At 67.6% G+C, this 25,831-nt stretch carries 15 protein-coding genes; 9 read left to right on the forward strand and 6 right to left on the reverse strand.

Annotated elements, in window-relative coordinates; genetic code table 11:
* The first annotated feature begins 134 nt into the window (after nucleotides 1-134).
* The 8 genes from ACFOD9_RS03940 (at nucleotide 135) to ACFOD9_RS03975 (ending at nucleotide 13,986) form a co-directional block, all read left to right on the forward strand.
* Nucleotides 135-2,870 carry an FG-GAP-like repeat-containing protein gene (locus ACFOD9_RS03940; RefSeq protein WP_379508784.1) on the forward strand — a complete coding sequence of 912 codons (2,736 nt, stop codon included), beginning with the start codon at nucleotides 135-137 and terminating at the stop codon, nucleotides 2,868-2,870.
* Between the two features lie 163 nt (nucleotides 2,871-3,033).
* Entirely contained in the window at nucleotides 3,034-6,024 is a 2,991-nt protein-coding gene (locus ACFOD9_RS03945; RefSeq protein WP_379508785.1) for an FG-GAP-like repeat-containing protein, read from the forward strand.
* A 53-nt stretch (nucleotides 6,025-6,077) separates the two neighbouring features.
* Entirely contained in the window at nucleotides 6,078-8,927 is a 2,850-nt protein-coding gene (locus tag ACFOD9_RS03950; protein WP_379508786.1) for a M16 family metallopeptidase, read from the forward strand.
* Nucleotides 8,928-9,010: 83 nt separating this feature from the next.
* Nucleotides 9,011-11,014 (forward strand): TadE/TadG family type IV pilus assembly protein, encoded by a 2,004-nt coding sequence (locus ACFOD9_RS03955; RefSeq protein ID WP_379508787.1) that lies wholly within the window; start codon nucleotides 9,011-9,013, stop codon nucleotides 11,012-11,014.
* A complete protein-coding gene (locus tag ACFOD9_RS03960) occupies nucleotides 11,011-11,613 on the forward strand; it encodes a TadE/TadG family type IV pilus assembly protein (RefSeq protein ID WP_379508788.1) in 603 nt (200 codons plus the stop codon). The genes ACFOD9_RS03955 and ACFOD9_RS03960 overlap by 4 nt, the downstream gene beginning before the upstream one ends.
* Entirely contained in the window at nucleotides 11,610-12,263 is a 654-nt protein-coding gene (locus ACFOD9_RS03965) for a TadE/TadG family type IV pilus assembly protein (protein WP_379508789.1), read from the forward strand. The genes ACFOD9_RS03960 and ACFOD9_RS03965 overlap by 4 nt, the downstream gene beginning before the upstream one ends.
* Nucleotides 12,264-12,353: 90 nt before the next feature.
* Nucleotides 12,354-12,707 (forward strand): PilZ domain-containing protein, encoded by a 354-nt coding sequence (locus ACFOD9_RS03970; RefSeq protein ID WP_379508790.1) that lies wholly within the window; start codon nucleotides 12,354-12,356, stop codon nucleotides 12,705-12,707.
* Between the two features lie 91 nt (nucleotides 12,708-12,798).
* Complete coding sequence (locus ACFOD9_RS03975; protein ID WP_379508791.1) at nucleotides 12,799-13,986, forward strand: GGDEF domain-containing protein; 1,188 nt, start codon at nucleotides 12,799-12,801, stop codon at nucleotides 13,984-13,986.
* A 100-nt stretch (nucleotides 13,987-14,086) separates the two neighbouring features.
* Here the strand turns inward: ACFOD9_RS03975 and ACFOD9_RS03980 are convergent, their stop codons facing one another.
* The 6 genes from ACFOD9_RS03980 to ACFOD9_RS04005 form a co-directional block, all read right to left on the reverse strand.
* Nucleotides 14,087-15,550: a hypothetical protein gene (locus ACFOD9_RS03980; protein WP_379508792.1), complete on the reverse strand. Its 1,464-nt coding sequence runs from the start codon at nucleotides 15,548-15,550 to the stop codon at nucleotides 14,087-14,089.
* A gap of 110 nt (nucleotides 15,551-15,660) precedes the next feature.
* Nucleotides 15,661-16,011, reverse strand: coding sequence for a hypothetical protein (locus ACFOD9_RS03985; RefSeq protein ID WP_379508793.1), 351 nt, complete (start codon nucleotides 16,009-16,011; stop codon nucleotides 15,661-15,663).
* Nucleotides 16,012-16,851: 840 nt separating this feature from the next.
* Entirely contained in the window at nucleotides 16,852-17,196 is a 345-nt protein-coding gene (locus ACFOD9_RS03990) for a DUF6481 family protein (protein WP_379508794.1), read from the reverse strand.
* 127 nt (nucleotides 17,197-17,323) lie between these two features.
* Nucleotides 17,324-19,141, reverse strand: a complete 1,818-nt coding sequence (lepA, locus tag ACFOD9_RS03995; RefSeq protein ID WP_379508795.1) for a translation elongation factor 4 — start codon at nucleotides 19,139-19,141, stop codon at nucleotides 17,324-17,326.
* A gap of 67 nt (nucleotides 19,142-19,208) precedes the next feature.
* Nucleotides 19,209-21,377, reverse strand: a complete 2,169-nt coding sequence (locus tag ACFOD9_RS04000) for a putative bifunctional diguanylate cyclase/phosphodiesterase (RefSeq protein ID WP_379508796.1) — start codon at nucleotides 21,375-21,377, stop codon at nucleotides 19,209-19,211.
* A gap of 139 nt (nucleotides 21,378-21,516) precedes the next feature.
* Nucleotides 21,517-24,210, reverse strand: coding sequence for an EAL domain-containing protein (locus ACFOD9_RS04005; RefSeq protein WP_379508797.1), 2,694 nt, complete (start codon nucleotides 24,208-24,210; stop codon nucleotides 21,517-21,519).
* A gap of 137 nt (nucleotides 24,211-24,347) precedes the next feature.
* On the opposite strand from ACFOD9_RS04005, the gene ACFOD9_RS04010 reads away from it, so the two are divergent.
* A complete protein-coding gene (locus ACFOD9_RS04010) occupies nucleotides 24,348-25,661 on the forward strand; it encodes an FAD-dependent oxidoreductase (protein WP_379508798.1) in 1,314 nt (437 codons plus the stop codon).
* Nucleotides 25,662-25,831 lie beyond the last annotated feature (170 nt).

Consider the following 25,831-nt stretch of genomic DNA (forward strand, 5'->3'; position numbering starts at 1 on the left):
CCCACGACTGGATGCCTGTAGGTGCACTGCGGCCCAATTCAGAGGTCGGTAATTTTCTCCGGCTATCTAGGGCGCGATAGATTCCGGCTGCGGGCCTCTGTGACGGCTGCGGCCCGCCAGGGGACCTGACACGCATGACGGTTGTCACTGACTACACGGCGCTGCTCTCCGACTCGATTTCGTCGAGTCCGGGCAAGGCCGCGTTCTACACCTATTCGTTTGCCGCCACGCCCCCGGCCTATCTCGCCGACACCTATTCGGCCGCGCAACTGGCCTCGTTCCGCCCGCTGACCAGCGCCGAGCAGGGCGTTGCGCGCACCGCGCTCAATATGTGGGCCTCGGCCTCGGGGGTTACCCTGTTCGAAGTCACCCAGGGCGTGGGCGACATCAATTTCGGGGTCTATGACATGGCCCTGCTGGGCCAGGCCGGCTTCGCCGGCTTCGCCTATTACGGCACCGACAGCCGCTACGGGGTCGACAGCGACGTGTTCCTGTCCTCCGCCGATGCCTCGAACCTGCACGTGGTGCTGCACGAGGTCGGCCACGCGTTCGGCCTCAAGCATCCGTTCGACGGGACCATCACCCTCGATCCCTCGCTCAACGACTTTGCCCACACGGTGATGAGCTACACCCCCGGCAGCTCGACCGGGTCCACGCTGGGCACGTTCGATCTCCAGGCCATCCAGTATCTCTACGGCAGCGCGTCCAACGATGGCACCCAGGTCGCCAGCTGGTCCTGGAACGCCACCACCGAGACCCTCACCCAGACCGGCAGCGCCGCGGCCGACATCATCGCCGGCGTGGCCGCGCGCGACATCATCTCGGGCGGGCTGGGGGCTGACAGCATCACCGGCGGCTCGGGCGGCGATTCGCTCGACGGCGGCGACGGCAATGATACCATCAGCGCGGTGGTCGCCCCCGGCTATGGCGCGGTGACCATGCTCGGCGGCACCGGCGATGACAGCCTGTCGCTCCAGATCGCCACCTCGGCGCCGGCCTTCAGCATCGATGGCGGCACCGGCAACGACACGCTCACGATCACGTCCGCCGCCTACTATTCCCCGTTCATCGTCTCGCTCGCCAGCTCCGCCGTCCAGATCGCCAATGTCGAGCGGGTCTACGTGCTGGGCGGCCCCGCGGCCGACCAGATCACCGGCACGGCGGCGGGCGAGCAGATCCAGGGCTTCGCCGGGGCGGACTACCTCGCGGGGCTGGGCGGAAACGATACCTTCTTTGGCGGCGATGGCGCCGATACCCTCGTCGGCGGCGCGGGGGTGGACTATCTGAGCGGCGATGGCGGGGCCGATCGCTTCGTGTTCCTCGATGCGACCGATTCCACCCCGGTCGCGACCGACACGATCGCCGACTTCGCCACCGGCACGGACCTGTTCGACACCTCGGCCATGCCCTTGTGGGATGTCCAGGTGACCGGCGCGGGCGGCAGCTGGGCCGTATCCGGGGCCGGCCTCTCCGGCGCCTTCCGCGTGACCGTCAACGGCACGTTCGCCCTGTCCGACGTGGTCCGGCAGACCGTCGGCGTCCATCTCGTCGGCACGGCAAGCGCCGAGAGCCTGACCGGCCTTGCAGGGCGCGACTTCCTCGAAGGCTCGGCCGGCAACGATACCCTGTCGGGCGCGGGCGGGGGCGACTACCTTTCCGGCGGCACCGGCAACGACGTGCTCGATGGCGGCGCAGGCAATGACGTCGCGCTGGTTGCCGATGCCCGCGGCGCGGTCACTGTCTCGCACGACCAGACCGCCCATACCCTCGTCCTCGCCACGACCACCGAGGGGACCGACCGGCTGGTCCGCGTGGAACAGGTCCGCTTTTCCGACGGGCTCTATTCCTTCGCCTTCACCAATCCCGGCGCTGCGGTGGTGGCCAATTTCAACCCGGCGAACGGCTGGGCCAGCCAGGACCAGTATCCGCGCCACGTGGCCGACATCAATGGCGATGGTTATGCCGACATCGTCGGCTTCGGCTATGCCGGGGTGCTGGTCTCGTTCGGATCGGCGGCGGGGACCTTCTCCACCGCCGCCGTGGTCGTCAGCAATTTCGGGCAGACCGCAGGCTGGGCCAACGACAACGGCTTCCACCGCGAACTGGCCGATATCAACGGCGACGGGCGGGCCGACATCCTCGGCTTCGGCTATGCCGGCACCCTGGTCTCGCTTGCCAAGGCCAACGGCACCTTCGACAACCCCTTCACCGGGGTGGCCGATTTCGGCGTCAACCAGGGCTGGGCCAACCAGAACGGCTTTGCCCGCACGGTGGGCGACGTGAACGGCGACGGCAAGGCCGATCTGGTCGGCTTCGGCTACGCCGGCACCCTGGTCAGCCTCGGCAATGGCGATGGCACCTTCAAGCCGGTGATCACCGGCCTCGCCAACTTCGGCGTCAACCAGGGCTGGACCAGCGACAACGCCTTTCACCGGGCACTGGCCGACGTGAACGGCGACGGCAAGGCCGACCTCATCGGCTTCGGCCAGGGCGGCACCCTGGTCGCCCTCTCGAACGGCGACGGCACCTTCGCCAATGCCAATCTGGTCCTCGCCAACTTCGGCGCGGGCCAGGGCTGGACCAGCAACGATGCCTCCAACCGCCTCGTCGTCGACGTCAACGGCGATCATATCGCCGACATCGTCGGCTTCGGCCCGACCGGCACCCTCGTCGCCTTCGGCAATGGCGACGGCACCTTCACCGACGCCGGCCAGGATCTTGCCAACTTCGGCTCGGGCCAGGGCTGGACCAGCGACAACACCTTCCACCGCGAAGTCGCCGACATGAACCACGATGGCCTGGCCGACGTGGTCGGCTTCGGCATCGCCGGGGTGCTGGTCGGGCTGAACCAGGGCGATTTCCTGCTCTGACCGGCGCCGTGCGATGAAGGGACTACCCCCGCCGACACGTCGCTCGCGCTTGACACCACCGGAACGCACGAGAAACAACGTGCACATCGGCGCATCGCGACATGGACCGCTGAATTGGGGGCTGAGCACGTGACTCGGCCCAGGATGGGGAAGGAAATCAGCAATGGCCGTGTTTCCCTTGTCATTCACGACCGTGAACAATGCGTTGGTGACACCGGGCGGGGCGCTGACGTCGGGCCAGTTCACATTTTCGATACCCGGCCCAGGTTCGATCTGGCCTGAATATGCGGCGGGGACCGAGCCCAGCATTGGCTACCAGACCTTCACGAGCCAGCAGGCGGCCTATTTCCGACAGGCTATTCAGGCGTGGGACGAGCTGATCGCACCCAACTTTACCGAAGTGGCGGACAATGCGACCTCGCGCGGCGAATTGCGCGTCGCCTTCAGTTCGAATTTCGGCGCGAATGAACTCGGCCACGCCTACCAGGCTCCCGGCACCAAGGCCGGCGACATCTGGATCAACATCGGGCTCAGCGGCGGCATCGTTGCGCCTGGCTCCCAAGGCTACGAGGCCCTGATCCACGAGATCGGCCACGCTCTGGGACTCAAGCATCCGTTCGACGGCACCAGCACCCTGCCGACCACCTATGACCAGACCAATTACACGGTCATGTCCTATACGCAGAAATCGCAGTATTACACGCTGTGGTTCAATGGCTCGAGCTATGGCGCCAACCCGTCGATCGTGACCGCGCTCACACCGATGGTGGCCGACATCATCGCCGTGCAATCCATCTACGGCGCGGATGCGGCCACCCGCACGGGCGATACGACCTATCAATTCCAGCAGGGCGAAATCGGCTACCGGACGATCTACGATGCTGGTGGGAACGATACGATCGACCTGTCGAACTTCACACGCAAGAACAACATCGACCTGCGCCCCGGGGCCTATTCCGACCTTGGAATCTGGACGCTGTCCGATCAGGCCGATGCGCTGGGAGTGAATGTCCCGGTGAGCCAGCAATTTGCCTACCAGGACTTTTATCACTGGGTGCAGGTCACCTTGGGTTCGCTGATTGCAGCCGGTACGCCGCCATTCCAGTTTACCGGCAACCTGGCGATTGCCTTCGGAGTCACGATCGAAAACGCGATCGGCGGCTCGAACAACGATACGCTGACCGGCAACGAGGCCAGCAACCTGCTAAGCGGCCTCGGCGGCAACGACACCCTGATCGGCAATGGCGGCAATGACACCCTGACCGGCGGGCTCGGGACCGACACCCTGACCGGCGGTGCCGGCGCCGATCTCTTTGACATCTCGCTTGACGATATGCTGGGCGACGCCAGCACCGTAAACGATACCGTGACGGACTTCACCAGCGGTGAGGACAAGCTGCAGATCTGGGGTGCGCGGTACTACATCGGCTCCGCTGCGTTTTCCGGCCATGCGGGAGACCTGCGTCTGGGCACCTATTTGAGCGTTCCGGCCTTGCTGCTCGATTCTACCGGTGACGGCATCGCCGACTATCGGCTCAAACTGACCGGGGGCATCTCGCCGGCCGGTGGCGATTTCATCGGCCTGTTCTCCAACCCGGTGTTCGGCACGGCCGGAGACGACTTTTTCCCACCCAGGGCGACCGCTGCAACATATGTGGGAGGCCCTGGAAACGATACCTATATTGTCAACTCCGCGGATTCGGTGATCGAGGATGTCGGTGGTGGCAATGATGTCGTCATTGCCTTGACCACTTTCGCCTTGCCCGCCGGTTCCGAAATCGAACTGCTCCAGGCTGACCTCAATCCGAACACGACCACGCCCATCAACCTCACGGGCAGCGATCTGCCAAATCAGGTGTTCGGCAACAATGCCGCAAACCTGCTCGATGGCCGCAGTGGCATCGACTATCTTCGCGGTTGCGGCGGGGCCGACACCCTCGTCGGCGGAAGTGCTAACGATACCCTTGACGGCGGGACGGGCGCCGATGTGGCCGTTTTCGGAGTAACCCGGGGCAGCGTGACATTCGGGCGCAACACTACCAGCCATGTCCTGATGATCAGCACGACAAGCGAAGGCATCGATACCTTGCAACGCGTCGAGCAGTTCCAGTTCGCCGACGGCCTGTTCTCCTTCACCTTCACCCATCCCGGGGCGGCGGTGGTGGCCAATTTCAACCCGGCCAACGGCTGGGCCAGCCAGGACCAGAACCCGCGCCACCTCGCCGACGTGAACGGCGACGGTTATGCCGACATCGTCGGCTTCGGCTTTTCGGGCGTGCTGGTCTCGTTCGGCTCACCCAATGGCAGCTACTCGAACGCCGCCGTGGTCGTCGCCAACTTCGGCCAGACCGCCGGCTGGTCGAGCGACAACAGCTTCCACCGGGAGCTCGCCGACGTGAATGGCGACGGCCGCGCCGACATCGTTGGGTTCGGCATCGCCGGAACCCTGGTGTCCCTCGCCAAGGCCGACGGGACCTTCGACAATCCCTTCACTGGCGTCGCCAACTTCGGGTCCAACCAAGGTTGGGCCAGCCAGAACGGCTTCGCCCGCTTCGTCGGTGACGTCAACGGCGACGGCAAGGCCGACCTCGTCGGCTTCGGCTTTGCCGGAACCCTCGTCAGCCTCGGCAATGGCGACGGCACATTCCAGGCGGTCAAGACCGGCATCGCCAACTTCGGGGTCAACCAGGGCTGGACCAGCGACAATTCGTTCCACCGCGCGCTGGCCGACGTGAACGGCGACGGCAGGGCCGACCTGGTCGGCTTCGGCATCGCCGGAACGCTCGTCGCCCTCTCCAACGGCGACGGCACTTTCGCCAGCGCCAATCTGGTCCTCGCCAATTTCGGCGCGAGCCAGGGCTGGGCCAGCAACGACAGCTTCAGCCGCCTGGTCACCGACGTCAACGGCGACCATGTGGCCGACATCGTCGGCTTCGGCCAGGCCGGCACCCTCATCGCCTTCGGCAAGGGCGACGGCACCTTCAGCGAGGCTGGCCTGGACGTTGCCAACTTCGGCGCCAACCAGGGCTGGACCAACGACAACACCTACCACCGCGAAGTCGCCGACATGAACAGGGACGGGCTGGCCGATATCGTGGGCTTCGGCATCGCCGGGGTGCTGGTGGGGCTGAACCAGGGGGACTTCCTGGCCTGAACCGCCGGCGGACGCCCCTTGCCCCCCGCGCTGGCGTCCCTAGGCTCGGCGCGATGGTCCGCCGCCTGATTCTCCTGCTCGCGCTGGCGCTGGCCGCCTGCGCGCAGCAGGTCGCCCCGCCTTCGTCCGCTTCCAGCGTCGTCGCCCCGCGCCCGGTCTGGGCGATGGAGCGGAGCGACATTGCGATTGATCCCGCCTTTCGCACTGGCCAGCTCGCCAATGGCCTGCGATTCATCGTCCGGTCCAATGCCACCCCGCGCGGCACAGTGCTGGTTCGCATGGAGATCGCGGCCGGCTCGCTCGACGAGACCGAGGCCGAGCGCGGCTATGCCCATTTCGTCGAGCACATGGCCTTCAACGGATCGACCCGGGTGCCCGAGGGCGAAATGGTCCGCCTGCTCGAACGCCAGGGCCTGGCCTTCGGGGCCGACACCAATGCCCAGACCAATTTCCACTACACCCTCTACACCCTCGACCTGCCGCGCGCCGATCCCGCCCTGCTCGACACCGCGATGATGCTCATGCGCGAGACCGCGAGCGAACTGACCATGGCCCCCGCGGCGGTCGGGCGCGAACGTGGCGTGGTCCTGTCCGAAATGCGCGACCGCAACACCTTCGCCTTGCGGGCGGCGATCGACGAGATGCGCTTTCTCAACCCCGGCGCCCGCTATGCCGAGCGGCTGCCGATCGGCACGACCGAGACCCTGAACGCAGCCACGGCCGAAGCCTTGCGCGCCTTCTGGCGCCGCACCTATGTGCCGGCGAAAACCACCGTGGTGGTCATCGGCGACCTGCCCGCCGATCTTGCCGAGGCTGCGATCCGCCAGCACTTCGCCGACTGGCAGGCCGCGCCCTCCCCGCCCCAGCCTTCGGCCGGGCCGGTCCGCTTCGACGACCGGGGCCGCACCGGAATCCTCGTTGATCCCGCCCTGTCGGAACGCATCACCGCCTCGCGCCACGGGCCTTACGAGGACCGGCCCGATACGGCCGCCCGTCGCCGCGAGAACCTTCTGCGCCAGATCGGCTACGACATCCTCGGCCGGCGTTTCCAGCGCCTCGCGCGGCAGCCGCAAGCGCCGTTCCGCGCCGCCTCGCTCTCCACCGGCGAGGTGTTCCGCGCCGGGCGCACCACCAGCCTCGAGATCGACACGATCGACGGCGGCTGGCGCACGGGCCTGCTGGCCGCCGCCCGCGAATACCGCCGCGCCCTTGCCCACGGGTTCAGCACCGCGGAAGTCGCCGAACAGGTGGCCATCGTCCGCACCGCCCACCGCAATGGCGCCCGGGCCGCGGCCACCCGTTCCAACGCGGCGCTCGTCAACGCCGCCCTTGCCCTGGTGCGCGACGACCAGGTTCCGGCCACCCCCGAAAGCTCGCTCGCCCGGCTCGAGGCCTTCATCCCCGCGATCACCCCCGGGGCCGTGCTGGCCGCGCTGCGGCGCGAGGCCGTGCCGCTCGACCGGCCGCTGCTGCGCTTCGCCGGCCGCCGCGCGCCCGAGGGCGGGGCCGAGGCGATCCGCGCGGCCTGGGACGAGGCGATGCGCGGCCCGCTGCCCCGCACCGACGCGCGCGCGCCCGCAACCTTCGCCTATGCCGATTTCGGCCCCGCCGGCACGGTCGTCGCCGATCGGCGCGAAGCAGCGCTGGGCATCCGCGAGATCCGCTTTGCCAATGGCGTGCGCCTCAACCTCAGGCAGACCGGCCTCGAACAGGACCGGGTGCTGGTCCAGCTCGACCTCGATGGCGGCGATATGCTGGCCACCCGCGACAATCCGCTGGCCACCGAGATGATGAGCGCCTTTGCCGCCGGCGGCCTTGGCCGGCACAGCCAGGACCAGCTCCAGTCGATCCTCGCCGGGCGCACGGTCGGACTCGATCTCCAGTCCGGTCCGGAATCCTTCACCGCGATCACCCAGACCACCCCGGCCGACCTGGCCCTCCAGCTCCAGCTCATGGCGGCCTATGTCACCGATCCCGGCTACCGGGCGGAAGGCGAGGTGATCTATCGCCAGAACGTCAACACCTTCTTCGCCCAGCGCTTCGCCACGCCGGCCAGCGCGCTTGGCTCCTCGCTGGGCGGCCTTTTGTCCGACGAGGACCCGCGCTTCTCCTTCCAGCCGGCCGAGGCCTATCGCGCGCTCGACTTCGCCCGGCTCAAGGAGGCCGTGGCCGATCGGCTCGCCCATGGCGCCATCGAGATCGGGGTGGTCGGCGATGTTGCCGAAGACGAGGCGATCGCCCTGGTCGCCCGCACCTTCGGCGCGCTGCCCCCGCGCGAGGCCGAATTCCGCCCCTATCCCGAGCAGCGCCAGCGCCCCTTCACCCAGGACCGGTTAGTGCGGATCGTGCGCCACACCGGCCCGGCCGACCAGGCGATCGTGCGCCTCACCTGGCCCACCCGCGACGGCGAGGATCCGGTCGCGGCGATGACGCTGGAATTGCTTGAAAAGGTCGCGCGGATCACCCTGGTCGAAACCTTGCGCGAAAAGCTGGGCAAGGCCTATTCGCCCGCCGCCGACAGCGAGACCAGCCGCGTCTGGCGCGGCTATGGCACCTTCGCGGTGGCCGCCTCGGTCAACCTGGCCGACCTCGCCGTCACCCGCGCCGCGATCCGCGAGACGGTGGAGGCCTTGCGCGCCCGACCGGTCAGCGATGACCTGCTCCAGCGCGCCCGCGAACCCATGCTCGATGCCTTCGCCAATGCCCTGAAGAGCAACCGCTCGTGGCTTGCCCTGGTGGGCCGCGCCCAGACCCGCCCCGACCGGATCGAGCGCCAGCTCCAGTCCCGCGCCCGCCTCGCCGCGCTTACCGCCGCCGACGTCCAGGCCTTGGCCCGCCAGTACCTCGCGCCCGACCGCGCGGTGGAGATCGACGTTGTTCCCGAGGGGGCGCCCGCGCCGTAATCCGCGCGACAACCGATTCAAACCCTTCCTTAACCCCTCGCGCCCTACCATCCGGCCCGGATCCACAGCCGACTGCCTTGCCAATGGTTAACCGCGCCCGCCGCTCATTTGCCAGACGCTCCCTGGCCCACCTGGCCTGCCGCGCCGGCAGCTTCCTTGGCCGCCTGCGCCGCAACACCGCCGGCAACGTGCTCGCCCTGGTGGCTGCCGCCTTGCCGCCGATCCTCATCCTGGTGGGCGGCGGGGTCGACATGAGCCGCGCCTACATGGCCCAGACCAGCCTCCAGAACGCCTGCGACGCCGGCGTTCTCGCCGGCCGCCGCGCCCAGGCCAAGTCGGGCGCCTGGGGGACGACCGAGCAGGCCAAGGCCCAGAAGATGTTCGCCATCAACTACCAGGGCGCCGCGGCCAATGCGACCGGCACGAGCCTGACCCTGACCAATCCCTCCACCGGGGTGATCGCCGGCGTGGCCACCACCACCGTGCCGACCACGATCATGAAGATCTTCGGGACCAACACCTTCACCCTCACCGCCAATTGCAGCGCCGAGTTCCAGGTTTCCAACATCGACGTGATGATGGTGCTCGATACCACCGGCTCGATGGCCTGCCAGACCGATGGCACCAACTGTAGCTCGGGCAGCACGTCCAAGATCGAGGGGCTGAAGAGCGCGATCCGCTCGTTCTACTACACGATCGCCGCCGCCATCCCCTCGGGCGGGACCACCCGCGTGCGCTTCGGCTTCGTGCCCTATGCCGGCACGGTCAACATGACCAACCTGCTCGCCAGCAGCCCTGCCGACATTCCTTCGTCCTATATCGCCAGCACGGCCACCTACCAGAGCCGGGTCGGCGTATTCGACCGGCCGATCTGGAAGGGCACCAAGACCGGCGCCTCGACCAATACCGATACGATGAAGGGTCTCACCCAGGACGAGTGCTACCTCTATTCCTACAACAAGTATCCCGACCAGACCGGCCAGAACCCGCAGCAGAGCGGCACCCCGCCGAGCAATGTCAGCGATACCAGCTACACGCCCAATTCCTGGACGGCGGCCACGAAGAAGAACCAGTCGGTCTGCGTTCGCAACAAGACCACCTCGACCATCACCGGCTCCACCGCGACCCGCGCCTATACCCTTTCGACCATCCGCTACCAGCCCGAAACGATCGACACCTCGACCATCCGGAACCGCGCCGCGGTCACCATCGCCAGTGCCATCCTGCCAAATGCCACGGTGCCGACCACCGGCACCTACGATCTGGTCGAACTGGGCGCGATGACCGGGACCACCGGGATCACCACCACCACCGCCACCTGGGACGGCTGCATGGAGGAACGCTCCACGGTCAATTCGCTGATCGATCCCGCCGCCATCGTGGCCGGCGCGACCGACCTTGACGTGGCCAGCGCCCCCAGCTCCGAGGCCACGCGCTGGAAGCCCTATTTCCCCGATCTGGAATACGATCGCGGGCAGAGCGGCAACCTCGATTCCTTCCTCGATCTGGGCACGATCACCGAATATTGCGTGCCCAGCGCGCAGAAGTTCACCACGGTCGACACCTCGGCGCCCACCACGGTGCCCACCTGGATCGAAACCTATCTCGGCACGCTCACCCCCTGGGGCGGGACCTATCATGACATCGGCATGATCTGGGGGGCGCGCCTGGCCAATCCCAACGGGATCATGTCGGCCAATGTCAACTCGGGCAGCGTGACCTCGATCAGCCGCCACATCATCTTCCTCACCGATGGCGAGATGTCGCCCTACTGCGAAGCCTTCTACAGCGCCTACGGCATCGAATACCTCGACAACCGGGTGATGACCGCCCCGACCACGACCGGTTCGGCCTGCGACACGGCGCTCAAGCCCTATCACAACGCCCGCTATCTCGCCGCCTGCCAGCGCGCCAAGGACATGGGCTACACGGTCTGGGTGATCGGCTTCGGCCAGGCCGTGACCACCGAGATGACCTCCTGCGCCGGCAATGGCGGCTCGGCGATGGCGGCCACCAGCACCTCGGCCTTGCAGACCACCTTCCGCGACATCGCCAGCCGAATCGCCAACCTGAGGCTCAAGACATGACCGCGCGCGCCGCCCGCGCCCTGCGCCGCCTCGCCGCCGACGCGCGCGGCGCGGCGCTGGTCGAGTTCGCGATCATCATTCCGGTGGTGGCCATGCTCCTGCTTGGCTCGATCGAATTCGGCCTCAACGTCTATATGCGCGCCGTGCTGGAAGGGGCGATGCAGCAGGCCGGGCGCAATTCCAGCCTGCAAACCGCCCAGGCCAGCCAGACCGCGATCGACACCTTCGTGCGCGACCGGGTCCAGGCGATCCTGCCCAATGCCACGGTCACCTTCGTGCGCGAGAACTACCAGGCCTTCCAGACCGTGGGCCGCCCGGAAGACTTCACCGACACCAACGGCAACGGGGTGCGCGACACCACCGAATGCTTCCAGGATGCCAATGGCAACAATACCTGGGATGCCGATGGCGGCCGTTCCGGCATCGGCGGCGCCAACGACGTGGTCGAATATACCGCCACAGTCTCCTATGCGAGCATCATCCCGGGCGGCAGCGCCATCGGCCTCTCGCCCACCACGTCGATCAAGGCCACCACCATGCTCCGCAACCAGCCCTTCGCCAGCCAGCCGGGCTGGTCGACCACGCGGGTCTGCCCGTGATCGCCCGCCTGCGCCGCACGGCCCGCCGGCTCGTCGCCGACCGCGCGGCGATCTCTGCCGTCGAATTCGCCATGGTCGCGCCGCTGCTGATGACCGTGGGCCTCGGCACGATCGAGCTGGCCAACATGGCGCTGGTCTACACCCGGGTCAGCCAGGTGGCGATCCAGGTGGCCGACAACGCCAGCCGCGCCAAGCAGGCCACCGGCACCAACGGCGCGATGATGCGCGAATACGACGTGAACGATGCCTTCGCCCAGGTCGATCTCGTCTACCCGGGCCTGCAGATCTACACGAACGGCCGGGTCATCCTGTCCAGCCTCGAACAGAATTCCGGCGGCGGCCAGTGGATCCACTGGCAGCGCTGCCGCGGTCTCAGCACCATCGGCAGCTCGAAATACGGCACGCAAGGGACCGGCAGCTCGGGCACCAGCTTCGCCGGCATGGGGCCGACCGGCACCGTGGTCACCGCCGATCCGGCCTCGGCGATCATGTTCGTCGAGGTCTACTACAGGTACAAGCCGATCTTCTTCACGATCGGCAGCACCACCTCGCCCACGATCTACCGCGCCGCCGCCATGTACGTGCGCGACGACCGTGATCTCAGCCAGCTCTACAACCCCTCGCCGGCGGCCACCTCCAACACCTGCTGAGCCTGCGCCACCGCCCCAAATCAGGGCAATCGATTAGCAAGGCATTTACCATCCGGCGATATACCTGGCGGCGGGAAAAAGGAGGTCGCGGTGCCGGAGCAGAAGTGGGTGCACAGGTCCGAACGGTTGAAAGTCACGCTGCACGCCCGCATGGCCGCGCCCGATGGCGCGGAAAGCGGCGTGACCCTGGTCAACATCAATTCCGAAGGCTGCTGCCTGACCACGGGCGGCGCGACCCTGGCCACCGGCACCCCGGTGCTGGTCCGCCTTGAATCCGGCGATTCGCTGCAAGGCACCGTGCGCTGGTGCGATGGCGAGAAGGCCGGCCTCGCCTTCCAGTTCCACCTGCCCCCGGCCCGGGTCGAATACCTGCGCCGCGAACACACCACCTTCCTCGCCGAGGCCGACGGCACGGTCGGCAAGGTCCAGCGCTCGGTCTGCTGAAGCGGCGGCGACGGCGCGGCCGCACAGCCCCGCGTCATCCCTGGCCCCGCCTTAACCTTAAAATCCCGCCGTCCCGGCCGTTCGTGCATCCATGGACAGCGCAAACCTTCCCGCCGCGCCCCGGCCCCTGCTCCAGCGCCTCGCCGCGCTGTTCGCCGGTCCGACGGCTCCCCCCGCAGAAACGCCGCCGTCCGCCGAGGCGCCGGCCTCGGCCGCGGCCTTGCGCGCCCAGGTCGCGGCGCTGGGCGATTTCCTCGCCGAGAACCACCTGCACCTCTCGCACACCACCTTGTGCGTGGCGCTCGATTGCGTGTCGGGCAACGATCCGCGCCTGTCGGGCGCGATTGCCCACCGCCGCGCAGCGGGCGAGCCCGTCACCTTCGAATGGCTGGCCGAAATGCGCGGGCACCACGGCCCGGCCGACGAGCTCCAATCCCTCACCCGCCTGACCGACCGCCTGGAAGACACCGTCGACGTCTTCACCCGCACCACCCAGGAAGCCGGCCGCGCCACCAGCGCCTATCGCACCGCGCTGGGCAGCCAGGTCGCCGAGCTTCAGCAGGGTCCCCAGGCCGGAGCCGTGCTGAGCGATCTCGTCGCGATCACCCGCGCCATGCTTGAGCGCACCCGCGAGATCGAAGGCCAGTTCGCCCGTTCGGAAAAGCAGACCCGCGCGCTACACCGCAGCCTCGAGGATGCCCGCCGCGCCGCCGAGATCGATCACCTCACCGGCCTGCCCAACCGCCGTTCGTTCGAATCCCGGTTCGAGCGCGAGGTTGTCGCCGCGCGCGCCGCCGGCGAGCCGCTGTGCCTCGCCTTCGCCGACATCGACCGGTTCAAGCGGATCAACGACACCCACGGCCACGAGGCCGGCGACCGGGTGCTCAAGGTCGTCGCCGCTGTCCTTGGCGAGATTTCCGACGATCGCTGCCATGTGGCCCGCCACGGCGGCGAGGAATTCGTGGTCCTGCTGCGCGGCCGGACCATGGACCAGGCCTTTGCCCTGCTCGACAGCGCGCGCGAACACCTGGCTGAGCGCCGCATGGTCAACCGCGCCACGGATGTGCCCTTCGGCAAGGTCACCTTCTCCGCCGGCCTTGCCGATGTCTTCGCCACCAGCGATCCGCGCGCCGCGCTCAAGGCGGCGGACACGGCGCTCTATGCGGCCAAGAAGGACGGCCGCAACCGCATCGTGCGTGCGCCGGTGGAACCGGCGCCGGGCACCCCGGCCGCGCGCCCGATCCCCCTGCGCCCCACCTCTCGCCCCCGCGCGGCATGACGTTCACAACGGCAAAAGGGCCGCTTCTCCGAAGAGAAGCGGCCCCCGCCGAGCCATCCCGGGTGTTTGGCCCCAGGAGACTAAGCTGTTCCGGTCAGGCTCAGAAGCCGAACACGAAGCCGACGCGACCGCCCACTTCGCCATGCTTGTTCAGACCACCGCCAACGGCTGCCGTGGCATAGATGTTCGGGCCAACCTTGGCCGCCGCGTTGAGCGCGACAGCCTGGGCACCCTGGTAGAAGCCAACGTTGCCCGAGAGGGTGAAGTTGGTATCCGGCAGGATCGCCGTGCCGCCCAGCGCGATCGAGGTCGCCGTCGAGCTGGCGATCCGGTCACGCAGTTCCTTGCCCTGGGCAACCCGGGCAGTGGTTTCCGCCGTCAGGTCGGTGCGCAGAGCGGCGTCACCGGCGATGCGGGCGTTAGCCTCGGCCGTATCGGCCGCGATACGGGCGTTAGTCTCGGCCGTGTCGGCCGCGATGCGGGCGTTGGTCTCGGCCGTATCGGCCGCGACACGGGCGGAGGTTTCCGCGGTGATCGCCGCGGTGTTGGCCGTGATCCGGCCTTCGTGATCGACCAGCGCGCCGAGCACTTCGGTCTCGAAGTGCGCGCCGATGCTCGTGGCAGCCGTGTCGCCCGAGAGGGCAGAGGAGGCCAGCGAGATGTTCTTCTGCGCGCTGCTGGCGGCATTGGCCAAGAGCGCGGTGTTGCGGGCGAAGCCGTTGTCGTTGAACGGCGGGACCGCCGCCGGGTCGATCACCGGGGTCAGCGAGCCATAGTTGGCGGCCAGCGAGCTCGCGGTGGCCTGGTTGTAGACGCCGAGCGCCGAGACCAGACCGGTGTTGGCGGCCAGGCCGGCGTTCAGGGTGCTGAGCGCGTTGGTCTGCGAGGTGTTCGCCAGGTTGACGTTGTTCTGGGCGGTGACCTGGGCGACCTGGGCGCTGTTCTGGGCGGTGATGGCGGCGGTTTCCGCCGTCACGGCCGTAGCCAGGGCCGACTGCAGCGGGGCCAGCTGGGCCTGCAGGGTGCTGAGGGTCAGATTGGCGGCATCGAGGTTGAGCTTGGCCGTGACAACGGCCGGCGCGGCGAGGTTGCCGCCGGCGGTGGTGACGGCCGTGTTGTAGGCGGTCAGCGCATTGGCGGCCGTGGTCGTCTGCGCCGTGATGGCGTTGGTGACCGAGGTCACGCTGGCCTGAAGGGCGCTCTTCGTCGCCGTCGCCGAGTTGGCGGCGGTGGTTGCCTTACCCAGGGCGGCATTGGCGGCGGTGAGCGCCGAGCCGGCGGTCGCCGTGGCGGCAACGGCGGTCTTGTAGGCAGCAAGATCGGTCTTGTTCTGGGCCGAGACAGCGGCGGTGATCACGGCCTGCTGCGTGGCGGTACCCGCGGCGGCCGACGCGGCGCCGGCAGCGGCCTGGGGGCTCACCACCGGCGGGGCGGTGCCGAGAAGCGGCTGACCCACCGCAAAGGTGCCATCGGAGCCGAGCGCGGCCGCAGGCGCCGAGCCTACAGAAGCCAAGCCGATTCCCAGCGCGACAATCGAGACCGACTTAGCGAAACGAACAAACATACCGTACCCCTCATTACTCAGGAAGATGGCCGCTCTATCGCTTCTCGAAATGCATGATAAAACTATATATATTGCATTTATGTTTGGACAGCGACTTTTACATCCAAAATTTATTCACAAAAATCAGTCGGTACGAGGAAAATTTGCTCATTCAACACGATGGCCAGGAGTGCCGTCATACGGGCGATGCTGAAATTGATCGCGCAGGAGAGCCGGCCAAACATCAGGCTGGAGGCGCGATCAGCCATCGATCGACGCGGGCCGGCACTACCATCCAGGCCATTTCTGGCCACGAACAGGCGCAGCCGGCGACCAGTCCGAGGCAGCCGAATTGCCGGAACGGGAAACCGGGAAACGCGCCGCGCGCGCTCACGCGCCAGCCTTCGCCCTTCCCCAGAAAGGGCCACATCGCTGCAGGCGCCATTCGCCAAGGCCGAAGCCCAGGCAATCAGCGAACGCATAAGGATGGTAATGGGAACGGGCCACGAGCCATCGTGACGCCAGCGTGAACCTTGTCTGCCATGCCCGCAGGCGCCACCGCGCCCGGGCCATGGCGCGCGCCGCCCCCCCCGGGCGCCAATTACCGCAATCCTGCCTCCGGGGACGCCGGGCCAATACTAGCCCCCCCCCGCGCCAGAGGTTTGCTTGCAATAGCGCTTGCACACAGCCAATTCATGAACTCGTTCCGCACATCCGGAGCTAGATCGAACAAGCGGACCCGGCGATCATCTTCATCGCGGCAACTGATGATGATATTGTCATCCTTCAGCCTGCGAAGGATAATCTGGAAGTTCGCAATGGAAACCTTCGTGCATAGGGACAGTTCGCGCGAGCGTGTCGGACCATTGTGATACAACCACGAAATGATTTCAAACTCTCCAGTGACGAGACGAATATTAAGATTCGCCTCCATTGAGGCAATGCCAAACACCATAACTATTTACACCAACATTCAACATGATCTCTATATCACGTTTTAATGATGCACATAAAACGATAATTTTTATACGCAGATATTGAGCGGCAAATTGTTCACCAATTTTCACGTGGTGATCGCCGCCACGAGTACCTCCATTTCAAAGGAAGTGCCCCGATCCTGCGCCGATTTGGATGCATCAGGCCCGCAAGGCCCGGAGGGCAGGCGCGTCAACACGCCCCCCACCGCGATCGTTGGCGCGGCGGGGGGGCATGGACGAGAAAAATGCAGCACCGCGATGGCCTTGTGCACATCCGGCGGGGCGCGGCCGGCATCGGCCGAGGCCAAAAACAGGCCGGGGCGGCACGCAGCCCCGGCTTGGGGCTTACTTCTTGCGGGCCTTGCGCGCGGCGTAGCGGGCGTCGCGCAGGGCTTTCTGTTCCGCCGCACTGAGCTGGGCCTTGAGCGGCGCGGCGGCGGCTTCGGCTGCCGCGGCTTCGGCCGCTTCGCGCGCGGCGATCTTATCGGCCTTGGCCTGGGCGATGGCGGCCTTGCGTTCGGCGCTCTTGCGGGCGGCGGCCTCTTCACGCGCCTGCTGGGCGGCGGCGCGCGCGGCGATCTCCGCTTCATCCAGCACGGGCTTGGCGGCGAGCAGCTTCAGCGCCTTTTCGCGCGCCTGGCGCGCGATCGCGGTGCGTTCCTGGAAGCCGGGGTCCTTGTACGATGCCATGGTTCTGGTGGTTCTCTTCTGGTCTGGTCAGTGGCGAAACGCCGGCCTTGGCCCGCGCGTTCCGTTCGATGTCTGGCGTCTGGCCACCGCGGCCTGCCCCGCAAAGGGTGGCGCGGCGACGCCAGGGTTATTCCTCGCCCATCCGGAGCGCCGCGATGAAGGCCTCCTGCGGGATCTGGACATTGCCGTATTCGCGCATCCGCGCCTTGCCCTTCTTCTGCTTTTCCAGCAGCTTCTTCTTGCGGGTGATATCGCCGCCATAGCACTTGGCGGTCACGTCCTTGCGAAGCGCCGCGATGGTCTCGCGGGCGATGACCTTGCCGCCGATCGCCGCCTGGATCGGGATCTTGAACAGGTGGCGCGGGATCAGGTCCTTCAGGCGTTCGCACATATGGCGCCCGCGCTCCTCGGCCACGCCGCGATGGACAATCATCGACAGCGCATCGACCGGCTCGTTGTTGACGAGAATGCTCATCTTGACGAGATCGCCCTCGCGCAGGCCGATCTGCTCGTAGTCGAAGCTGGCATAGCCGCGGCTGATCGACTTCAGGCGGTCGTAGAAATCGAACACCACTTCGTTGAGTGGCAGTTCATACTGCACCTGGGCGCGCCCGCCCACATAGGTGAGGCCGGTCTGCACCCCGCGCCGGTCCTGGCACAGCTTGAGGATCGAGCCGAGATATTCGTCCGGCGTGTAGATCGTCGCCTTGATCCACGGCTCGTCGATCTGCTCGATCCGGCTGGGATCGGGATAGTCGGCCGGATTGTGGAGCATGATCTCGCGCGCATCGTCATTGCGGCTGGCGCGCAGCTGGATGCGATAGACCACGCTGGGCGAGGTGGTGATGAGATCGAGGTCGTATTCGCGGGTGAGTCGTTCCTGGATGATCTCGAGGTGCAGCAGCCCGAGGAAGCCGCAGCGGAAGCCGAAGCCGAGCGCGGCGCTGCTCTCCATCTCGAAGCTGAAGCTCGCATCGTTCAGCCGCAGCCGCGCGATCGATTCGCGCAGCTTCTCGAAATCGGCGGCATCCACCGGGAACAGGCCACAGAAGACGACCGGCTGGACTTCCTTGAAGCCCTCGCAGGCCTCCTTGGCGCCGTTCTTCACCGTGGTGATCGTATCGCCAACCTTGGCCTGGGCCACCTCCTTGATCTGGGCGGTGATGAAGCCGATCTCGCCGGGACCAAGCTCCGGCAGGTCGATCCGCTTGGGCGTGAAGCAGCCCACCCGGTCGATCAGGTGCTCGGTCCCGCCGGCCATGAACTTGACCTGGAGACCCTTGCGGATCGTGCCGTCAAGCACCCGCACCAGGATCACCACGCCGAGGTAGGGATCATACCAGCTATCCACCAGCATGGCCTTGAGCGGGGCGGCCGCATCGCCCCTGGGCGGGGGGATGCGGGTGACCACCGCCTCGAGCACCTCGGCGATGCCGATCCCGCTCTTGGCGCTGGTGAGCACGGCCTGGCTGGCATCGAGCCCGATGATTTCCTCGATCTCGGCCTTGACCTTTTCCGGCTCGGCCGCGGGCAGATCGATCTTGTTGATCACCGGCACGATTTCGTGATCATGCTCGATCGACTGGTAGACGTTGGCGAGCGTCTGGGCTTCCACCCCTTGCGCGGCATCGACCACCAGCAGCGCGCCCTCGCAGGCGGCGAGGCTGCGGGAAACCTCGTAGGCGAAATCGACGTGGCCCGGCGTGTCCATCAGGTTGAGCTCATAGGCGAGCCCGTCCTTGGCGGTATAGTTCAGGCGCACGGTCTGCGCCTTGATGGTGATCCCGCGCTCCTTCTCGATATCCATGTTATCAAGGACCTGCGCGCTCATCTCACGCTCGGTCAGCCCGCCGGTGAACTGGATCAGGCGGTCGGCCAGGGTGCTCTTACCGTGGTCGATATGGGCAATGATGCTGAAATTGCGGATACGGGCCAGGTCGGTCATCCCGCGCCGTTAGCAGCGCGGCGCCCCCCTGTCATCCGCCGGTTTGGCCCGCGCATCCCGGCCGTGGTCAGGCGGCGCGGACGGTGCGGGAGATATCGGCCGTGCCGAAGCGCGGCAGGTTGATCTGGCTGCCCTTGTTGAGCGCGACCACCGGCCCGCTGCTGGCGCCCACCGCCGGCATTCCCATCGCCGCCAGGACATAGGGCGCGACCCGGTGGCGGGTGCACAGCCCGCCGGCGCCATCGTCGACGAGCGGTGTCTCGAACTCGAGCCCCTGCACGGTCTCCTCCGAGCGGCGCACCGCGGCGACGACCAGTTGCCCCTCGCCGAAATCGACCACGAACTGGGTGTCGACCGGCACGTTGATCAGCCCCTCGATCGCCGCACCCGTGCGCGAGATGTTCCGCATCATCACCTCGTAGCGGTGATCCTCGTGGATCACCCCGATCTTGCGGAGGACGGTGCGCCGTTCGGCGCGCTGCTTGGCCGGGCCTTCCGGCTCGATCACCCAGTCGCCCGAGGCGAGCGCCTCGGAAACCTCGGCGCCGGCGCGGGCCTTGGAATAGATGTAGCCCTGGATCTGGTCGACCCCCAGCTCGCGCATCAGCGCCAGTTCGTCGCGGGTTTCGATGCCTTCGGCCGTGGTCACCATGTTCAGCGCGCGGGCGAGGCTGACGATCGCGGTGATGATCGCCGGATTGCGGCTGCCCGGCACGGTGACTTCGTGAATGAAGCCCTTGTCGATCTTGATCTTGTCGAACGGCGCGTGCTTGAGATAGCCGAGTGAGGAATAGCCGGTGCCGAAATCGTCGAGCGCCAGGCGCACCCCCAGCCGCTTGATCGCGGCGAAAGTCCGCTCGGTGCTCTCGCTGTCGTTGACGAAGATGCTCTCGGTCAGCTCGATCTCCAGCCGGTCGGGCTGGATGCCGGTCTGCGCCAGCGACTGGGTGACGTTGGTGATGAAATTGGGATGGGCAAACTGGGCCGGGCTGACGTTGACCGCCACCCGGATGTTGCCCGGCCAGGTCATCGCCTCGGCACAGGCCTGGCGCATCGCCCATTCGCCCAGCGCGATCACCAGGTCGGATTCCTCGGCGATCGGGATGAACGTGGTTGGCGAAATGTCGCCGAATTCCGGGTGTTCCCAGCGCATCAGCGCCTCGACCCCGATCACCGTGTCGGTCGTGGCCGAAACCAGCGGCTGGTAGGCCATGCGGATCTGGTCCTGGCCCAGCGCGTCGCGCAGGTCTTCTTCCAGGCGGCGGCGCTGCTCGGCGGTTTCATGCAACTCGCTCGAATAGAACCGGAACTGGCCGCGCCCGCCACCCTTGGCCGCATAGAGCGCCAGGTCAGCGCCGCGCACCAGCTCATCGCTGGTCAGGCCATCGTAGGGTGCCACCGCGATGCCGACCGAAGCGCCGATCACGCAGCGGCTCCCTTCGATCTGGTAGGGCTGCGAAACGATCGCGATGATCCGCTTGGCCAGCTCGCCCAGCCGCCCGCGATCCTCGACATCGGGCAGCATCACCTGGAACTCGTCGCCACCCAGGCGGCCGATCTCAACCCCCTTTTCGCACACGCTCTGCAAGCGCTGGGCAACCTGCTTGAGCAGCTCGTCGCCGGCGGGGTGGCCGAGGGTGTCGTTGACCTGCTTGAACCGGTCGAGGTCGATCATCATCACCGCGCAGGGGCGCTGCGTGGCGGCATAGGCCTTGAGCGTGGCGACCAGCCGCTGGCCCATGCGGTGGCGGTTGGCGAGGCCCGTGAGCGAATCGTACATCGCCAGCCGGCTCGCGTCGCGCTGGCTTCGCAGGCGCTCGGTCGCCTCCACCCCGTTGCCGCGATAGCCGGTGAACCGGCGCTGGGCATCAAACTGGGGGCGCCCGGTGATGGTCCAGGCGATGTCGGCCTTGCCGTTCGAGGCCCGCACCGGCAGCTCGGAGAAACTCTTGTTGGCGCTGAAGATCAGCGGCAGCGTGCGGGCGCTGTCCTCGCCCTCGTCGCGCTCCAGCGCGAACAGGGTGTGAAAGGCCACGCCGATCAGGTCGGCCCGCCGGGCGCCCATCGCCTCCACCACGCTGTCTGAAATGTAGGTGAGCGCGCCGGTCGCGTCGGTCGACCAGAACCAGCCCTGGCCCGATTGCTCGAAGTCGCGCAGCAGCAGCAGCGCCTGGTGATCGAGGCTGGGCGCATCGCCGCGACCGGTCGAGCCTTGCCCGCCCTGCCCTCGCCACATTTCGCCCAACCGCCTGACCACTGCCCCGAATGCCCCTGCCTTGCCCCCGTGGGGGTCATCGCTGCCCCGCTATCCGCTTCCTACATCGATTGAAGTGAACGAATTGATAAGGCGCCCGCCGGCGCTCCGCCGGGCGTGTTCAGCCGAAGCGGCGGGTATGGGCCAGGCTGGCTCCGGGAACCGCCAGGCGGGCGGGACTGGCCGCCACGCGAACGCTGTCCTCGAGGTTGACGCGTTCGGCGAACTCGATGCCCACCCGATCGTCCTCGCACCACCGCGCGGTCGCCCGCACGGTGAGGCCGTCGGCAAGGCGGACCACGAAGACCGTGCCCTCCGGCACGTTCCACAACCCCTCCACCAGGGCGCCGGTGGACGACATATTCCGCACGGTCGCCTCGTAGCTGTGCCCGTCGTGATCGAGCTGGACCCGGCGCAGCACGGTGCGGCGATTGGACCGCGACGAACGTGGGCCGCGCGCAATCACGCCCACCCCGTCGGCGAGGCGGGCATGGGCCTGCCCGGCGTCGAGCGGCTTGTCGTAGATATAGCCCTGGACATGGCTGCACCCCAGCGAGCGCACCAGGTCCAGCTCGTCGAGCGTCTCGACCCCTTCCGCGGTCGTCTCCATGCCCAGTGCCTCGGCCAGGCGGACAATGGCGGCAATGATCGCGCCGTTGCAACTGCCCTTCTCGCAGGCTCCGCGCACGAACGACTGGTCGATCTTGATCTTGTCGAACGGTGCCTTCTTCAGATAGCCGAGCGAGGAATAGCCGGTGCCGAAATCGTCGAGCGCCAGGCGCACCCCCAGCCGCTTCAGGGCCGCGAACATCGCATCGGTGCCCTCGTCGTCGTTGAGGAACACGCTCTCGGTGATCTCCAGCTCCAGCCGCTCGGCCGCCACCCCGGCCGAGGCGAGCGCGCTGGTGACGATCGCGGGAAGCGCCGGATTGGCGAATTGCAGCGGCGAGACATTGACCGCGACCCGCACGCTGTCCGGCCAGCGGGCCAGGTCCAGGCAGGCGGTCCGCAGCGCCCATTCGCCGATCTGGGCGATGATCCCGGCATCCTCGGCGATCGGCACGAACTTGGCCGGGCTCAGCCAGCCGCGCGTCGGATGGTTCCAGCGCAGCAGCGCCTCGAACCCGGCGATCTTTTCCGAGGCGGTGTGGACCACCGGCTGGTAGAACAGCTCCAGCCCGCCGGCGGCCAGCGCATCGCGCAAGTCCTGCTCGAGCTGGCGGCGCTCCTGGGCATCGGTGTGGAGATCGGGCGCATAGAAGTGATGGCGCCCGCGCCCGCCATCCTTGGCGGCATAGAGCGCGAGATCGGCATTGCGGATGATCGCCTCGCTGGTAACCCCGTCGTCGGGCGCGATGGCGATCCCCACCGAAACGCCGATGACCACCCGGTGGCCGTCGATCAGGTAGGGCTCGGACAGGGCCATGATGATCCGCTCGGCCCGATTGGCCAGGGCCGTGCGGGTGGACCGGCCCGGAACGATCACCTGGAACTCGTCGCCGCCCAGCCGGCCAACCCGGCCGGGGCTTTCCACCACCCGTTCCAGCCGCTGGGCGACCTGGCGCAACAGGGCATCTCCAGCCGGATGGCCCAGGGTATCGTTGACCTGCTTGAACCGGTCGAGATCGAGCAGCAGCACCGCGCAGGTGCGGTTTTCCGCCGTTCGCGCGTTGAGGATCTTCTCCAGCGACTTCGACATCTGGAGCCGGTTGGCGAGGCCGGTGAGCGAATCATAATGGGCCAGGCGCGTGGCCTGCTCCTCGTGACGCTTGCGTTCGGTCAGGTCGCTGCCCGAGCCGCGGAAGCCCTGGAAATTGTCGAAATCGTCATAGACCGGCAGGCCGTTGACCGACCACCACCGCTCCTCGCCATCGGCCGTGGCCGCGCGCAGGCGCAGGTCCTGGAACGAGGACCGGGCATTGAGGTGGAAGTGCAGCGTGCGCTCGCTCTCGCCGCTGGCGCCCTCGTCGAGGAACAGGTCGTGGAACGGCCGGCCGACCAGCTCGCTCTCGCTCGCGCCGACCACTTCGCCGATCGTGCGCGAAACATAGGTGATCAGGCCGCGCCGGTCGGTTTCCCAGAACCAGCCCTGGCGCGTCGATTCGTAGTCCGACAGGATCAGCTCGGCGCGCTGCTGGGCGCGCTCGACCGCTTCCTGCCGGTGCTGGGCCTTGCGGTTGAGCTCCCTCTGCCGGAACGAGATGTAGACCCCGGTCCCGGTGCCGATCACCAGGGCCAGCATCGTCGCCGGCTCAAGCGTGACGAGCGCATGGGCGAACCACAGGGCCAGCAAGGCCGCCACCATGGTCGGCAGGCGGCCCGAACAGAGCACGCCGGCCAGCATCCCGATCATCACCAGCGCGGCGGGGCCAGTCTGCCAGCCCCGGCCGATCCCGGCGGCGATCCACTCCGACATGGCCAGGCCAAACAGGAACATAGGCGCGATCACCACCGTGCCCACCGCCACCCAGCGCCGCACCGGATCGTCGCGGTGCCCGCGCTCGTAGCGCACGGCCAGCGGCGCGCCGAGCGCGAGGATCGCCGAGCCGAGCGCGGCGATCCCGCTGCTGACCGGCGGCAGCGACCACGAGGCCCAGGCATGGATCACGAAGGCGGCCAGCATGATCGGCGCCATCATCCACCATTCCAGCGGAATCGCGTAGCGGGCGATGAACCGGCGGCCCCGCACCCGCGCCGTGCTGGCCCGCCCCATGCCTTCCCGGGCCGCGCCGGCCCGCCCGGCCGCCGGCGCGGGCTGCGCGCGCAGCTCGGCCTCCGGGGCTTGGGACAGGGACGGGACCGGATCTCGCAGCATCGGCCCATCTGCCCCGTGCGGGCTTGCCAAAGCGTTAAATCCGCCGCGCCGCCAACGATGATTTACCTTGCGCGCGAGGCGATTTGACGATTGCCTGACAGCCACGGCCCGAAGGCGGGCAGACTCGGGAGAGGCGCGTGCGATACCTGGCGATCATCGGCTCCGGGCCGGCGGGATATTATACGGCCGAAGCGGCGCTCAAGCGCTGGAGCGAGGAGGTCATGGTCGACGTGTTCGACCAGCTCCCCGTGCCCTACGGCCTGATCCGCACCGGGGTCGCACCCGATCACCAGTCGATCAAGGCGGTGGCCAAACGCTACGAAACCGTCGCGCTGTCGGAGAACGTGCGCTTCATCGGCAATGTCACGGTCGGGCCGGACGTCTCCGTGGCCGAGCTGCAGAATCTCTACGACGCGGTGATCCTCGCCACCGGCGCCCCGCACGACAAGCCACTCGGCCTGCCCGGCGAGGATCTGGGCAATGTCTTCGGCAGCGCCGCCTTCGTCGGCTGGTACAATGGCCACCCCCAGTTCGCCGCGCTCGATCCCGATCTGTCGGGTTCCACGGCGGTGGTGATCGGCAATGGCAACGTCGCGCTCGATGTCGCGCGCATCCTCGCCAAGACCCCGGCCGAATTCGCCGGCAGCGACATCGTCGGCCATGCGCTTGACCGGCTGGCCGCCTCGCGGATCGAGCGGATCGTCCTGCTCGGCCGGCGCGGCCCTCACCAGATCGCGATGACGCCGAAGGAACTGGGCGAACTGGGCCATCTGGAGCGCGCCTGCCCGCGCGTCGATCCGGCCGACCTTCCCGAGGAGGGCGAGGATGCGCTGCTCGAACCGGGCCAGCGCAAGTCGGTCAATCACCTGCGCTCCTTTGCCGCGATCCCGGAAAGCGTGCGCCAGGACATGGCCGTGGAGATCGCGTTCGATTTCTTCGCCGCTCCCCGCGCCATCCTGGGCGACAATGGCCGGGTCACCGGCGTCGAGGTCGAACGCACCCGGCTCGAAGGCGGCCGGGCCGTGGCCACGGGCGAAAGCTACGTGATCCCGGCGGGCCTGGTGGTCTGCTGCATCGGCTACCAGACCTCGCCGATCGCCGGCGTGCCGTTCGAGGAAAGCGCCGGCCGCTTCGCCAACGACGAAGGGCGCATCCTGCCCGGCCTCTACTGCGTCGGTTGGGCGCGGCGCGGCCCCTCGGGCACGATCGGCACCAACCGCCCCGACGGCTTCGGCGTGATCGATCTCATCGCCCAGGACCAGCCCCGCGAATCCGCCAAGCCCGGCTGCGACGGCTTCGATGCCCTCGCCGAAGCCCGCGCCCTCAAGGTCGTGCGCTTCCGCGACTGGAAGAAGATCGAGGCCGCCGAAGCCGAGCGCGCCCGCGAAGGCGCCCCGCGCGAGAAATTCGTCGATCTGGCCGGGATGATCCGGGCGGCGGGGAAGGAGTGAGACCGGCGGACCTGACTGCCCGGCCCGGTCCACACGTCGTCATGCCAGCGCAGGCCGGCATCTCTGCCGGTCAGGCAGGCCAACGGAGCCTGGCACTGACAGAAGCCGTGCCGCAAGGACGCGAAAGATGCCAGCCTGCGCTGGCATGACGAGTCTGGGCGCGACGGGCT

Source organism: Novosphingobium bradum, assembly GCF_042646485.1.
Taxonomy (GTDB): Bacteria; Pseudomonadota; Alphaproteobacteria; order Sphingomonadales; family Sphingomonadaceae; genus Novosphingobium; species Novosphingobium bradum.